The 13,913-nt window shown below is 65.1% G+C and carries 14 protein-coding genes; 10 read left to right on the top strand and 4 right to left on the bottom strand.

Translation table 11 applies throughout. The annotated features are described in order from the left end of the window. Positions 1 to 282: 282 nt before the first annotated feature. The gene (gene tyrS / locus XAXN_RS01150) at positions 283 to 1,494 is read right to left on the bottom strand and encodes a tyrosine--tRNA ligase (RefSeq protein ID WP_054318187.1); all 1,212 of its coding nucleotides are present in this window, start codon (positions 1,492 to 1,494) and stop codon (positions 283 to 285) included. Positions 1,495 to 1,664: 170 nt separating this feature from the next. Here tyrS and XAXN_RS01145 point away from each other — a divergent pair, with 170 nt between their 5' ends. Together XAXN_RS01145 and XAXN_RS01140 are read left to right on the top strand one after the other, a co-directional pair. Next, positions 1,665 to 3,083: a M23 family metallopeptidase gene (locus XAXN_RS01145; RefSeq protein ID WP_054318186.1), complete on the top strand. Its 1,419-nt coding sequence runs from the start codon at positions 1,665 to 1,667 to the stop codon at positions 3,081 to 3,083. A gap of 407 nt (positions 3,084 to 3,490) precedes the next feature. Next, on the top strand, positions 3,491 to 4,624 hold the full coding sequence (locus tag XAXN_RS01140) for an anhydro-N-acetylmuramic acid kinase (RefSeq protein WP_042824043.1): 1,134 nt from the start codon (positions 3,491 to 3,493) through the stop codon (positions 4,622 to 4,624). Positions 4,625 to 4,665: 41 nt separating this feature from the next. Here XAXN_RS01140 and XAXN_RS01135 read toward each other — a convergent pair whose 3' ends face one another. The 3 genes from XAXN_RS01135 to XAXN_RS01125 all read right to left on the bottom strand — a co-directional run bounded on the left by XAXN_RS01135 (position 4,666) and on the right by XAXN_RS01125 (position 7,370). Beyond that, entirely contained in the window at positions 4,666 to 4,893 is a 228-nt protein-coding gene (locus XAXN_RS01135) for a hypothetical protein (RefSeq protein WP_042824044.1), read from the bottom strand. Between the two features lie 58 nt (positions 4,894 to 4,951). Then, positions 4,952 to 6,247, bottom strand: a complete 1,296-nt coding sequence (locus XAXN_RS01130) for an AmpG family muropeptide MFS transporter (RefSeq protein WP_054318185.1) — start codon at positions 6,245 to 6,247, stop codon at positions 4,952 to 4,954. Positions 6,248 to 6,569: 322 nt separating this feature from the next. Further along, positions 6,570 to 7,370, bottom strand: coding sequence for an exodeoxyribonuclease III (locus XAXN_RS01125; protein WP_054318184.1), 801 nt, complete (start codon positions 7,368 to 7,370; stop codon positions 6,570 to 6,572). Positions 7,371 to 7,497: 127 nt separating this feature from the next. Here XAXN_RS01125 and pyrE point away from each other — a divergent pair, with 127 nt between their 5' ends. The 8 genes from pyrE to XAXN_RS01085 all read left to right on the top strand — a co-directional run bounded on the left by pyrE (position 7,498) and on the right by XAXN_RS01085 (position 13,623). Next, a complete protein-coding gene (pyrE, locus tag XAXN_RS01120) occupies positions 7,498 to 8,157 on the top strand; it encodes an orotate phosphoribosyltransferase (RefSeq protein WP_054318183.1) in 660 nt (219 codons plus the stop codon). A gap of 88 nt (positions 8,158 to 8,245) precedes the next feature. Continuing rightward, a complete protein-coding gene (locus tag XAXN_RS01115; RefSeq protein ID WP_054318182.1) occupies positions 8,246 to 8,857 on the top strand; it encodes a hypothetical protein in 612 nt (203 codons plus the stop codon). Between the two features lie 114 nt (positions 8,858 to 8,971). Continuing rightward, positions 8,972 to 9,769, top strand: a complete 798-nt coding sequence (locus tag XAXN_RS01110) for a ParA family protein (protein WP_054318181.1) — start codon at positions 8,972 to 8,974, stop codon at positions 9,767 to 9,769. Further along, positions 9,769 to 10,698 (top strand): ParB/RepB/Spo0J family partition protein, encoded by a 930-nt coding sequence (locus tag XAXN_RS01105; protein WP_054318180.1) that lies wholly within the window; start codon positions 9,769 to 9,771, stop codon positions 10,696 to 10,698. The genes XAXN_RS01110 and XAXN_RS01105 overlap by 1 nt, the downstream gene beginning before the upstream one ends. Before the next feature lie 33 nt (positions 10,699 to 10,731). After that, a complete protein-coding gene (locus tag XAXN_RS01100; RefSeq protein ID WP_042824054.1) occupies positions 10,732 to 11,040 on the top strand; it encodes a helix-hairpin-helix domain-containing protein in 309 nt (102 codons plus the stop codon). A gap of 204 nt (positions 11,041 to 11,244) precedes the next feature. Further along, a complete protein-coding gene (locus tag XAXN_RS01095; protein ID WP_054318179.1) occupies positions 11,245 to 12,210 on the top strand; it encodes an SDR family NAD(P)-dependent oxidoreductase in 966 nt (321 codons plus the stop codon). A gap of 349 nt (positions 12,211 to 12,559) precedes the next feature. Then, the gene (locus tag XAXN_RS01090) at positions 12,560 to 13,282 is read left to right on the top strand and encodes a glycosyltransferase family 2 protein (protein WP_054318178.1); all 723 of its coding nucleotides are present in this window, start codon (positions 12,560 to 12,562) and stop codon (positions 13,280 to 13,282) included. Next, positions 13,282 to 13,623: a lipid-A-disaccharide synthase N-terminal domain-containing protein gene (locus tag XAXN_RS01085; protein WP_042824057.1), complete on the top strand. Its 342-nt coding sequence runs from the start codon at positions 13,282 to 13,284 to the stop codon at positions 13,621 to 13,623. Before XAXN_RS01090 ends, XAXN_RS01085 begins: the two co-directional genes overlap by 1 nt. The last annotated feature ends 290 nt before the right edge of the window (positions 13,624 to 13,913 follow it).

The raw sequence follows: 13,913 nt of genomic DNA, 5'->3' as shown, positions 1-13,913 counted from the left end.
TTTTCGTTTCGTCAACACCTTAGTTTCAAGGACTGTTCGAACCCGTTCCGCTCCGGTTCTGCGTTTGCGGGGCCGTTGCGTCGGTGGATGCTGACTATATGGCCACCGAACCAATTTGGGAAGCGTTTTGTGAAAAATTTTTCACGGAACTGCAGAAAGTTGCACGGTGCCTCAAATTGCCTCCGCTGATACCGGCGAGGCTTGCTTGATTCGGCAGAGCTGTCCGACAGGCGCCGCTCGTAAATCCGGGAGATTGCCGTCCTGCAGCAACCCTCGTGTACCTCAGATAGTCACGAGCGACACCCGGGCAAAATTGCGTTTGCCTACCTGGATAACGCCTTCGAAGCCCTGCGTGAAGACGCGGCTGGGGTCCTCCACCACTTCGCCGTCGATCTTGACTGCGCGCTCCTTGAGCTTGCGAGTGGCTTCGGAGTTGCTGGGCGTCAGGCCGACGGCAGTCAGCAGACCGGCAATGCGCAGGCCTTCCGCGGGCACCACCACTTCCTGCAGCGGCAGCAGACTGGTATCGCCCTGCCCTGTCACCACCGCGTGCCAGCCGGCAATGGCCTGCTCTGCGGTTGCGGCGTCGTGGAACCGGGTGACCAGTTCGCGTGCCAGCCGCAATTTGACCTCGCGCGGATGCAGTTCGCCCGCAGCGGCCTGCTCTTTCAGGCGCGACGCTTCGGCCAGGCTGATATCGAAGGACAGCAGGTCGATCCAGCGCCAGGTCAGCTCGTCGCCGATCTTCATCGTCTTGGTGACGATGTCGATGGCCGGCTCGTTGATGCCGATGTAATTACCCAATGACTTGGACATCTTGGCCACGCCGTCCAGGCCTTCCAGCAACGGCATGGTCAGCACGATCTGAGGCGCCTGCCCGTAATGCTCCTGCAAGCCGCGCCCCATCAACAGGTTGAACTTCTGATCGGTGCCGCCGAGCTCGACATCGGCCTTCAGGGCAACCGAATCGTAGCCCTGCACTAATGGATAGAGGAATTCGTGGATGGCGATCGGCTGCTGGCTGCCGAAGCGCTTGGCGAAATCGTCGCGTTCAAGCATGCGCGCGACGGTGTGCTGGGCAGAGAGCTTGATCATGTCGGCCGCGCTCATCTGGCCGAACCATTCGGAGTTGAAGCGCACTTCGGTGCGTTCGCGGTCCAGGATCTTGAAGACCTGCTCTTCGTAGGTCCGCGCGTTGGCCAGCACATCCTCGCGGCTGAGCGGCTTGCGAGTGGCGTTCTTGCCGCTCGGGTCGCCGATCATGCCGGTGAAGTCGCCGATCAGGAAGATCACCTGATGGCCGAGCTGCTGGAACTGCCGCATCTTGTTGAGCAGCACGGTATGGCCCAGATGCAGATCCGGCGCGGTGGGATCGAAGCCGGCCTTCACCCGCAGCGGCTTACCGGTGGCGAGGCGCGCCTGCAGCTGATCGAGCTTGAGGATCTCTTCGGCGCCACGGCCGATGAGTGCGAGGGATTCTTCGATAGCGGCCAATCACAGACTCCAGCGGCGTTTGCCGTCAAAAACGTGAATGATGTTAAACGCGGGTTAATTCCGCGCCAAGTGAAAATAATGAACAGGCTCAATGGTTTGACGCACTGCGACAGGCTGTCTATGGTACCGGCGATTGGGCTCGCACTTCGAGCCAGCGAGGAATTTGAACGATGCAGAACTCAGAGCAGGGCCGTGCACGCAAGCGGCGCTTTCACGAACGCCTCCACGTCCTCCACGACACTGCCCTGCATCGCAAGCTCAAGGCGCATCTGCCGGCCGCATTCAATGACCGCTGGACACGTCGTCACTGGATCCACGCCAGCCTGTTCGCCACCATCGGTGCGCTGGTTGCCACCATCGTGCCGGGTTTTTCCAACGCTATCGACACACCGCTTTCCAGCCATTCCACGCTGGCGTTGCCGTTGCCGCCGCTGATTCCCAGCCGCAAGCAGCTGGCGCCGAGCACCCATTGGGAAATTCTGCAGGTCAAGCCGGGCCAGACCCTGAGTACCTTGTTCGGCGAGCTGGGAATCCCGAACACGGTCATGTACCAGGTATTGGCGCATCCGGGGACCAAGGAGGCGCTGACCAAGCTGCGCCCGGGTACCGAGATCGCCTTCGACATGCCGACGCCGGGCCAACTGCGCGCACTGCGCTTCGATCGCGACGACAGTCATCGGGTGGAACTGCGCCTGCTGGGCGACGCCGTGCGCGAGAACGTGACCGAGCGGGCGACCACCACGCGCACGGTGGTGGCCAGCGGGGAGATCAGCAGTTCGTTGTATGCGTCGGCCGGTAAATCCGGCCTGTCGCCGGCGGCGGTGGCGATCATGACCGACGAGATCTTCAAGTACGACATCGACTTCGACAAGGATCTGCAGCCCGGCGACCGGTTCAGCGTGGTCATGGATGAAACCTGGCGCGAAGGCGAGCGGATCAGCACCGGCGACATCCTGGCGGCGACGTTCACCACTGGCGGCAAGACCTATACGGGGTTTCGCTTCGAGCGCGCCGGCAAACCGGCCGAGTACTTCGACATCAATGGCCGCCCGCTCAAGAAGAGCTTTATCCGCATGCCGGTGGCCTATAGCCGGATCAGTTCCACCTTCGGTGCGCGCAAGCATCCGGTGCTGGGCACCATGCGCATGCACAAGGGTGTGGACTATGCGGCCGCCCCGGGCACGCCGATCATGGCAGCCGGCGATGCGCGGGTGGTGTTTGTCGGGACCCAGCGCGGTTACGGCAACGTGGTGATCCTGGATCACGGCAAGAACTACAGCACGCTGTACGGGCACATGTCGCGCTTCGGCAAGATCAAGGCCGGGCAGCACATCAACCAGGGCACGGTGATCGGTTATGTCGGCATGACCGGCCTGGCGACCGGCCCGCATCTGCATTACGAATTCCGCGTGGGCGGGCAGCAGCGCAATCCGATGTCGGTGACGATGCCGCCGCCGGAGCCGCTGCAGGGCGCCGAACTGGCGGCGTTCCGCGCGCAGACGGCGCCTGCCATGGCCCGTATCGAGGGCATGGAGAAGCTGATCTACGCCGACGCCGGCAAGCCGGCCAAGGGCAAGTCGCGCAGTTGAGCGTCTGCGGCTGGTAACTGCGTTAGCTGCTTGGCGGCTGCGCAGGTGGGTGGCGCAGCGGGGGTTGGGCGTCGCCTCCAGCTGCGCGCGTGGCTAGATGACTCCCTACGAGTTGACAAGGGCTCCTGCAGCTTCGCGTTGCGGCGTACTGCAGGTATTGCACGCTGCGAAGTCCCAATCCCGGCACGCGATCTTGGCCGTCGACCGCATCTGACATGATTGCGGACCTTGGCGATGCCTGAGGTGGGCAGGGAATTTCGATGCATAGGCGATGGCCGCGGCAGCGATTGCAGCCCATGCCGGCCTGACGATGACGCACCCGCTGCACAGCCGCCACCAATGTAAGACCGGTTGACGGACCCGGCCCGGCTGCACAAGCTGGCCGGCCGTGTCTTTCTGGCTTCGGCATGTCTGTCTTGGAACACGTTGACTCTCCCTTGTATCTGGGCCTGATGTCGGGAACCAGCGCCGACGGCATCGATGCCGCGCTGGTGCGGTTTGCCGACGCCACCCACCGCCGCTGCGAATTGGTGGCCGGGACGACGGTGGCGTGGGAGCCGCAATTGCGGCAGACCTTTGTGGCGCTCGGCCAGGGCGCCGAGACGGTGGCCATCGATGCGCTGGGCCAGCTGGACGCGCAGGTGGGGCTGGCATTCGCGGCGGCGGCCAATCAGTTGATCGGCGACAGTGGCGTGGAGCGCCGGCAGATTCGTGCGATCGGCTCGCATGGGCAGACCATCCGCCACCGGCCCAACGCCGACCCGGCGTTCACCTGGCAGATCGGCGATGCCAGCCGAATTGCCGAGCACACCGGCATCACCACGGTGGCCGATTTCCGCCGCCGCGACGTGGCTGCCGGTGGACAGGGCGCGCCACTGATGCCCGCCTTCCATCTGGCCATGCTGGGCGCAGGCGATGAAGACCGCGCCGTGCTCAATCTGGGTGGGATCGGCAACCTGACCTTGATTCCGCGCGATGGCGCGGTGCTGGGATTCGATACCGGCCCGGCCAACGCGTTGCTGGACAGCTGGTGCCAACGCCATCACGGCACGCCGTTCGATGCCGAGGGTGCGTTTGCCGCCAGCGGGCGCGTCGATGCGGCTTTGCTGCAAGCGCTGTTGGCCGATCCGTGGTTTGCGTTGCCACCGCCCAAGAGCACCGGCCGCGAGCAATTCCATCTGGACTGGGCCGTGCAGGCGATGGGCAGCGCGCGGTTGGATGCTGCCGATGTGCAGGCGACCTTGCTCGAACTGACCGCTGCCACTGTGGCCGATGCCTTGCTGCGGCTGCAGCCAACCACGCGCCGGATGCTGGTCTGTGGCGGCGGCGTGCGCAACCCGATGCTGTTGGCGCGACTGGCGGCGCGGCTGCCAGGCGTCATTGTGGAATCCAGCGCACGGTATGGACTGGACCCGGATTATCTGGAGGCGATGGGCTTTGCGTGGCTGGCGGCCGAGCTGCTGGCCGGACGCGCTGCCAATCTGCCCTCGGTGACCGGGGCGGCCGGGCCTCGGCTGTTGGGAGCGATCTATCCGGCGTGAGCGGGGTGGGTTGTGCTGGCCTGGATGAAGCTGCGGCAGCGCTAGGGATTATTTCCTGCAGGGAGCGCCTCGAGCGCGGCAATTGCTTCGGCCAGGGCATCGACCTCCGGGTGCTGCAGGCCGCCGGTAACTTCGTATTCGCTGGCGAACAAGCCTTGTTCGAGCAGATGCATGACGGTCTGATGCTGGGTCCAGCCACGTGCGACGGAAATGCGGCGAATACGGTCCACCAGCACCGGGTCGATGTCACGCAATACCAGATCGGTCATGCCCTGCCTCGTGCGATACGCTGCCCCGCGCGCATCATCGGCAACGTTGGCGGACGTTTCAATCCGGCCGCCTGTCGTGCGCCAATAGCCGCGGCCACAGCCAGGCCAGCAGCAGCAAGGTGGGAATGACGGTCAGGGCGCTGAGGATGAAGAAGGTGCTGTAGGAGGTCGCCTGGACCACAAACCCGGAGACGCCACCGGCAAACTTGCCCGGCAGATTGGCCAGCGAGACCAGCAGGGCGTATTGGGTAGCCGTGAAGTTGCGGTCGGTCAGCGAAGACATGAAGGCCACCAGCACCGAGCCGGCAAAACCCTGGAAGAGGTTGTCGGCACTGAGCGCGGCATAGAACGCCCACAGCTTGCCGGGGTTGTGTGCCATCAGCAGAAACGCCAGGTTGGACAAGGCCACCCCCAACGCGGCCACCAGCAACATGCGCCGGAATCCGAACGCGGCGATTGCCGCGCCGCCCGCGAAGGCGCCGACAATCCCCATCCAGACGCCAAACAATTTGGAAACGGTGGCGATATCGGCCTTGGTGAAGCCCGAATCCAGATAGAACGGCCCTGCCATGACGCCGATGACCTGGTCAGGAAACTTGTACAGGCCCACGAACAGCAGCAGCACGATGCCCAACGCCAGCCCATTGCTGGAAAAGAAGCTGGAAATCGGTTGCCAGAAGGCACCGGCGACGTCCACGCGGCGCACCACCGTCGCCTCGGGGCGGTCGGGCTCGCGGCACAGCAAGGTGGTGACGATCGGCACCAGCATCAGTGCGGCCATGCCCACGTACGCCCATGTCCAGCCGAGGTATTGGGCCATGTACAACGCACCGGCACCACCCAGGATCAGGCCGATGCGGTAGCCCAGCGTGTAGGTTGCCGCCAACGCGGCCTGCGCGGCATCCGGAGCGATTTCGATACGGTAGGCATCGACCACCGAGTCCTGGGTAGCCCCCCAGAACGAGGCGAACAATACCCAACCGACCAAGCCGGTAACGCTCAGATCCGGGCGCGAAAATGCCAGCGCGAACAGGCCGATGGTGACGCCGATCTGCGCCACCAGCAGCCAGGAGCGACGGCGCCCCAGAAACGCGGTGAGCGGAAACGCGTAGCGGTCGATCAGCGGTGCCCACAGGAACTTGAGCAGGTAAAAGAAGCTGGCCAGGCTGATCAAGCCGATGCTGCCCAGGTCCAGCCCCACATCGCGCAAACGGGTCGACAAGGTCTGCGAGGCGATCAGCAGAAACGGCAAGCCGCTGCCGAAGCCGAGCAGCGCCATGGTCGCCGCCGATGGCGTGGCGAAGGCGCGCTGGATGCCGCGCCAGCCTTTATAGGTGGATGCGGGCTTGGTCATGCCTCACACCAGCGAGCAAAAACGCCAGTGGCCGTGGTGGCTGGCGATGCCCACGGCATCGTTGCATGCAGGCGGCCGCGGACGACTGTCATCGCGTCACGCCTCTGGTCTTGCGCGGTCTGTGCAGTCCCGCAACGACGCACATCCGTGCCAAAGAAGAGCGTTTTGAACGGCATCGGCACACTGCGTGATGGCGAATGAGCGCCAGCGCGCGTGCCGCAGTGGCCAAGGTGCGGCCGGATGGCGATGTTGCCGGCGGAGTGTTGGCCCTGTTGCACAACATGCTGGCGCGCTATGACGCAAACCCCTGCCTTGGCCTGCCTCACTGTGCGTAATCCACGATGTACGGCGCGTGGTCGGAGAAGCGCTCTTCGCGGTAGATCGAGCAAGCCTTCAAGGTGTCGCGCAGGCCGGGGGTGACCAGTTGGTAGTCGATGCGCCAACCGACATTGTTGGCGCGCGCGGCGCCACGGTTGCTCCACCAGGTGTAGTCCTGGCCCTGCGGATGCAGTACGCGGTAGCTGTCGACCCAGCCGCGGCCTTCGGCGGCGTTGGCATCTTCTGGCGCATCGGCGCACAGACCGTTGAGCCAGTCGCGCTCGGGTGGCAGGCAGCCGGAGTTCTTCTGGTTGGATTTCCAGTTCTTGATGTCCAACGCGGTGCGCACGATATTCCAGTCGCCGCACAGCACGTACTGGCGGCCACTGGCCAGCCACTGCTCCAGGATCGGCCGCAGCCATTGCATCACCTGGAACTTGTAGTCCTGGCGCAACTCGCCCGAGGAACCGGAGGGAATATAGAAGGACACCACGCTGAGGTTGCCGAAGCGCGCTTCGATATAGCGCCCCTCTTCGTCGAACTCCGGCCAGCCCAGCGCGGTGCGCACCTCGTCGGGCTCGTGCCCGCTGTAGATCGCCACCCCGCTGTAGCCTTTCTTGGTGCTGGCGTCGCGAAACCAGGCCTTGTAGCCGGTGGGCAGGAAATCCGGCCCGGCCAGTTGATGCTCCTGGGCCTTGGTCTCCTGCACGCACAGCACATCGGCGTCCTGGGCAGCGAACCACGCGAAGAAACCCTTGCTGGCGGCCGAGCGCAGGCCGTTGGCGTTGAAACTGATGATGCGCATAGATGAAAGGCCGGGATTCGGGAATGGGCATTGGAGATTGGCGAAAGCGTACCGCATCGGCGGATGCAGCACGGTTCAAGCCGCTATGCTTCCCAATCTCAAATTTCCAATCCCCAATCCCGTTGCCATGACCGACCACCGCACCCGTTTCCTGCAACTGGCCCTGGACGCCGATGCCCTGCGCTTTGGCGAGTTCACGCTCAAGTCCGGGCGGCTCAGCCCGTACTTCTTCAATGCCGGGCGCTTCGATTCGGGGGCCAAGACCGCGCAGTTGGCGCAGTGCTATGCCGATGCGATCGACGCGGCCGGGGTGGAGTTCGACCTGTTGTTCGGGCCGGCCTACAAGGGCATCCCATTGGCAACCGCGCTGGCCTGCTCCTACGCAGGGCGCGGGCGCGACCTGCCGCTGGCGTTCAACCGCAAGGAAGCCAAGGACCACGGCGAAGGCGGCACCCTGATCGGCGCGCCGCTGACCGGCCGTAAGGTGTTGATTGTCGATGACGTGATCACCGCCGGCACGGCGATCCGGGAGGCGCTGGCCATCATCCGCGCCGCTGGCGGAATGCCGTCCGGGATCGTCGTGGCGCTGGACCGGCAGGAAATCGCGTCCGATCAGGACCGCCGTTCCGCCGCCCAGGCGGTGGCAGCGGAGGCCGGCATTCCGGTGATCGCAGTGGCCAACCTGGGCGACCTGCTTGCTTTTGCGGCAGGAAACGCCGACCTTGTGGGCTTCCAGGAACCGCTGCTGGCCTATCGTGGCCGCTACGGGACCAACACCACAGGCTGACGGCAGGCGACAGGGGGCTGCGATGATGCCAATACACACACATTCGGCATTATTGGCCGTTGCGGCGGCTGTCGCTGCGACATTGCTTATGGCTGCGCCGGCCGGTGCGCAAGACAAGCCGGCCGCCAAGAAGCTGTATTGCTGGAACCAGAACGGCGCCCGCGTGTGCAGCGATACGCTGCCCCCGGAGGCGGTGAACCAGGCACGCGACGAATTCAGCGCCAAGAGCGGGATGCGTAGCGCCGAGGTGCAGCGCGCCATGAGCAGCGACGAACGCGCTGCCGCTGCGGCCAGCCAGCAGCAACGCCAGGCCGATCTGGCCGCCGAGCAGATGCGCCAGCGCACCGACCAGGCGATGCTGATGTCCTATCAGAGCGAGGACGACCTGCGCCGGGTGTTCAAGGAGCGCATCGCCATCGTGGACAACAACATCCACACCGCGCGCTTCAATGTGACCAGCCTGCGCGAGGGGTTGGCCAGTCTGCTGCGCACTGCCGGCGACCACGAGCTGGCCGGCCAGGCAGTGGCCGACAAGCTGGCCGGCGACATCCAGCAGCGCCATCGCGATCTGATGGCGCAGTTGCGTGTGCAGATCAGCTTCGAGCAGCAGCGGGTGGCGCTGGATGGCGAGATCACCGACATCCTGCAGCGCTACCGGGCCATGAAGGAGCCACCCGCCAGCGCCCCGCCCGCCGGCTGACCGGCGCTTGCGTCATCACGCCCGTGCGGCGCACCGCCGCGGGCGGCATTTCCCGATCCGACGCCCTGCCCGCATAATGGCCGGTCTTACTCTTCGCCCACGAGGCTCTCCCGCATGGCCCGGATCATCGCCATTGCCAACCAGAAAGGCGGCGTCGGCAAGACCACGACCGCCGTCAATCTGGCGGCCGGCCTGGCGCGCGCGCCCAAGCGTGTGTTGCTGGTGGATCTGGACTCGCAGGGCAACGCCACCATGGGCAGCGGCATCGACAAACGCGATGTCGCCGCCTCCACCTGCGACCTGCTGCTGGGCGAAAACACCGCCGCGCAGATCCGGGTGACCGCGCCGGAAGGCTTCGACCTGCTGCCAGGCAACATCGACCTGACCGCCGCAGAGATCCAGCTGGTGGACCAGGGCGAGCGCGAACAGCGGCTCAAGCGCGCCTTGGCGCCGATCCGCGACGAGTACGACTTCATCCTGATCGACTGCCCGCCGGCATTGTCGCTGCTCACGCTCAACGCGTTGACAGCGGCCGATTCGATCATCGTGCCGATGCAGTGCGAGTACTACGCGCTGGAAGGGCTGACCGCGCTGCTGGAAACCATCGAAGCGTTGCGTGCCAACCTCAACCCGGCGCTGGAAATCGAAGGCGTGCTGCGCACCATGTTCGACATCCGCAACAACCTGGCCAACGCGGTATCGGCCGAGCTGACCGAGCATTTCGGCGACAAGGTGTTTCGCACCATCGTGCCGCGCAACGTGCGCCTGGCCGAGGCACCCAGCCATGGCCAGAGCATCGTCGGTTACGACCGCACCTCGCGTGGTGGGGTGGCCTACCTGGGGTTGGCCGGCGAGATCGTGCGCCGCCAGAACGACCGCAACAAGGCCGTCCGGCCGGTGGAGACCGTCTGATGAACAAGCCGATGCCCGCAAAGAAGCGTGGCCTGGGTCGTGGCCTGGAAGCGCTGTTGGGCCCGAAGGGCGCGGCGGCCGCAGCGGCACCGAGCGCCGCCAGCGACGACGCGCTCCAGCCTGGCGACAGCTTGCGCCAGTTGCCGGTGACCCAGTTGCAGCCGGGCAAGTACCAGCCGCGCCGGGAAATGGACGAGGTCAAGCTGGCCGAGCTGGCCGAGTCGATCAAGGCGCAGGGTGTGATCCAGCCCATCGTGGCGCGCGAGCTGGCGCCGGGGCAGTTCGAGATCGTGGCCGGCGAACGCCGTTGGCGCGCTTCGCAGCTGGCCGGGCTGACCGAGGTGCCGGTGGTGGTGCGCGAGCTGGACGACCGCACCGTCATCGCGATGGCGCTGATCGAAAACATCCAGCGCGAAGACCTTAATCCGTTGGAAGAAGCGCAGGCGCTGCAGCGGCTGATCGACGAATTTTCGCTGACCCATGCCGAGGCCGCCGGCGCGGTAGGACGCTCGCGTGCATCGGTGTCCAACCTGCTGCGGTTGCTGGAATTGCCAGTGGCCATTCGCGTGTTGCTGGAAACCCGCCGGCTGGAAATGGGCCACGCGCGCGCGCTGCTCACCCTGGCGCCGGAGCTGGCCAGCAAGCTGGCGCAGGACGCGGCCGACCAGGGCTGGTCGGTGCGCGAAGTCGAGCACCGCGCCCAGCAGTTTGCCGCCGGCAAGGTGCCCGGCTCGCTGCGCAAGGGCAAGCCGGCGCCGGTGGCCCCGCAGGCCGATATCGCCTCGCTGGAAACCGAACTGTCTGAGTCGCTGGGCACCAAGGTGGTGTTCAATCATGGCCGCGGCGGCAAGGGCAAGCTGGTGATCCATTACACCGATCTGGACACGCTGGACGGCGTGCTCGAACGCTTGCGCATGCAGCGCAGCTAGTCGCTTGCCCATCCCACAGGATCCTCGCCGGCCATGAATCCCGCCAAGGTGGACCGCCAGCATCTGCTGCAGCTGACCGATTTGCCCAACGTCGGGCCGGCCTGCGAAAAGGACCTGCGCCTGATCGGCATCCGCGTGCCTGCGCAGCTGCGCGGTCGCGATGCCTACGACATGCACGCACAGCTGTGCCTGCGCACCGGGGTGCTGCATGACCCCTGCGTGATCGATGTGTTCCTGTCGATCCTGCGCTTCATGGAAGGCGAGCCGGCGCAGCCCTGGTGGAAGTTCAGCGCCGAGCGCAAGGCCAAGCTTGCCAGCGAAGCACCGCTCGCCCTGCGGTGAACGGCCACGCATTGTGCGCTGTAGCCTTGATGCTGAGCGCCGCATGAGCTGCGGCCACCGCCAGTGGCGCCTGGCGCGCTGCGCATCACCGGCGCGTTGGCAGCATCAAGATGCCGAACCTGCGGGCGGCGGTGCCTGCAATGCGCCGGGCGTGCGCATCCGCAACGCCAGCCTTTTGTTTCCGCACTTCCCAGGATCACAGCCATGACCATTCTCGTCACCGGCGCTGCCGGCTTCATCGGCGCCTACACCTGCCGCGCGCTGGCGGCCCGCGGCGAGACGGTGGTGGGGCTGGACAACTACAACAGCTACTACGACCCGCAGCTCAAGCACGACCGGGTGGCGGCGCTGTGCCCCAGCATCGATATCCGCACGCTGGATCTGACCGATCGCGAGGGCCTGGCCGCGTTGTTCGATGAGATCCAGCCTAGCCGCGTGGTGCATCTGGCCGCGCAGGCGGGCGTGCGGTATTCGCTGGAAAACCCGCACACCTATGTCGACAGCAACCTGGTCGGCTTCGTCAACATGCTCGAGCTATGCCGGCACCGCGGCGTGCAGCACCTGGTGTATGCCTCGAGCAGTTCGGTCTACGGCGATTCGGCCACCCCGCCGTTTTCCGAAGACCAGCGCGTGGATCAGCCGCGTTCGTTGTATGCGGCAACCAAGGCCGCCAACGAATTGATGGGCTACACCTATGCGCAGCTGTATGGCCTGCACGCGACCGGACTGCGCTTTTTCACGGTGTACGGGCCGTGGGGCCGGCCGGACATGGCACCGTTGCTGTTCAGCCGTGCGGCGCTGGCGGGGCGGCCGATCGAGGTGTTCAACCACGGCAAGATGCAGCGCGATTTCACGTTCGTCGACGATATCGTGGCCGGTGTGCTGGGCGCACTGGACACGCCCAGCAGCGCGCCGGTGCCGCACCGGGTGTTCAACCTGGGCAACCACACGCCGGTGGAGCTGGAGACCTTCATCGACGTGATCGCGCAGGCTGCAGGCCGCCCAGCCGAGAAGGTCTATCGGCCGATGCAGCCGGGCGACATGATCCGCACCATGGCCGATACGCAGCGTGCGCAGGCCGCATTCGGGTTCGATCCGGCGACCCCGGTCGAGCGTGGCTTGCCGCAGGTCGTGGAATGGTGCCGGCAGTATTTCGGCGAGCGCGCCTAGCGCTCGGCGGGGTTTGCTGCGGCGTTGCGCGTGAGTGTCGATGGGAGCGTGCGGCGGTCGGCGTCGAGGCTGCCATGCGAGCGAGATGCAGGGCTTACCGTCCATCAGTTGCCCTGGCGTAAGGCCGCATGGCAGACAGGGTGTGCCAGCTGCGCCGCGCAGGAAGACGACGCGTGATCGGCCTGCAAGCCCACGCCTTTTACAGCCTTGCCACATCCCCACCACACGCTACAGGCTGCTTCCAGCCGTTCTAATGCGAATAACGCGCGCATGCTTCATGCCTGACTCAGAGAGTCAGGGCACAATGCCCGATCTTTTTCGCTCAGCCTTCGTCCGGCTACCCGCATCCATGAGCCAACCTCAGCTGTCCGTCGTCGTCCCGGTGTTCAACGAGCGCGATAACGTCGCCACGCTGGTGGGCGAAATCGTCAGCGCCCTGCGCGGCGTGGTGGCCTTTGAAATCGTCTATGTCGACGACCATTCGCGCGACGACACGCTCGCAGTGCTGCTGGGCCTGAAGAGCACCACGCCGGAACTGCGCGTGCTGCATCATGTGACCCAGAGCGGCCAGAGCACGGCAGTGCGCAGCGGGGTGAAGGCCGCACGCGCCAGCTGGATCGCCACGCTCGATGGCGACGGCCAGAACGACCCGGCCGACATCCCCAAGCTGCTCATCGCGCGCAGTCAAGCCGAGGCGCAGGTCAAGCTGTTCGCCGGCTGGCGGGTCAATCGCCAGGATTCGGGCTCCAAGCGCTGGGCCAGCAAGTGGGCCAACGCGATCCGCTCGCGCATGCTGCGCGACAATACGCCCGACACCGGCTGCGGCATCAAACTGTTCGAGCGCGAGGCATTTCTGGACCTGCCCTACTTCGACCACATGCACCGCTATCTGCCGGCGTTGATGCAACGCGCCGGCTGGCGCACGGTGAGCGTGCCGGTCAACCATCGCCACCGCACCGCCGGCGTGTCCAAGTACAACAATCTCAATCGCGCCCTGGTCGGCATCCGCGACCTGCGCGGTGTGGCCTGGCTGATCACCCGCAGCAAGCGCACCGTGGTGCAGGAACGCTGATGGACCCGTCCTTTCTCGACCAACAACTGACCTGGCTGTACTGGACCGGCATCCATGTCACCGGGTGGAAGCTGATCGGCTATGTCGGCGCACTGATGTTCGGCGGCCGCTGGCTGGTGCAGTTCGTTGCCTCCAAACGCGCCGGCAAGCCGGTGATTCCGCGTTTGTTCTGGTACATGAGCGTGGTCGGCAGCCTGATGACATTGAGCTACTTCATGTTTTCGGCAAAGCAGGACTCGGTGGGCGTGCTGCAGAACCTGTTCCCGGCGTTTACCGCGTTTTACAGCCTGTATCTGGATGTGAAGCATCGCGGGTGGAAACGGGACCGGGCCGGTCATTGAGGCTGGGATTCGGGATTCGAAGCGCCCGATCCGGATAGTGCTGGTGATCGAACGACATTGGTGAGCGCCGTGGTGGGTTGAGATGATCCGGGTGCGTGTCGCTGCAAAATCCATTACCGCATCTGATTTTCGGTGATCCTTCATGGTTGGCGCTGCCCCAGCATACGGAATTGATCCGGGTGCACTGCGACGCAAGCGATCCGGGCGCACCGCATCTCACTGACCAGGTTTTTGGGGTGTGATGCATCGTGATTGATGAGCACCTGCGCGCATTGAGGTGATCGGCTGCA

The sequence above is a fragment of the Xanthomonas axonopodis genome, assembly GCF_001304695.1.
Classification (GTDB): domain Bacteria; phylum Pseudomonadota; class Gammaproteobacteria; order Xanthomonadales; family Xanthomonadaceae; genus Xanthomonas; species Xanthomonas axonopodis.
Note: the sequence above shows the minus strand (reverse complement) of the source record. Positions and strands in the feature narration are given on the sequence as shown.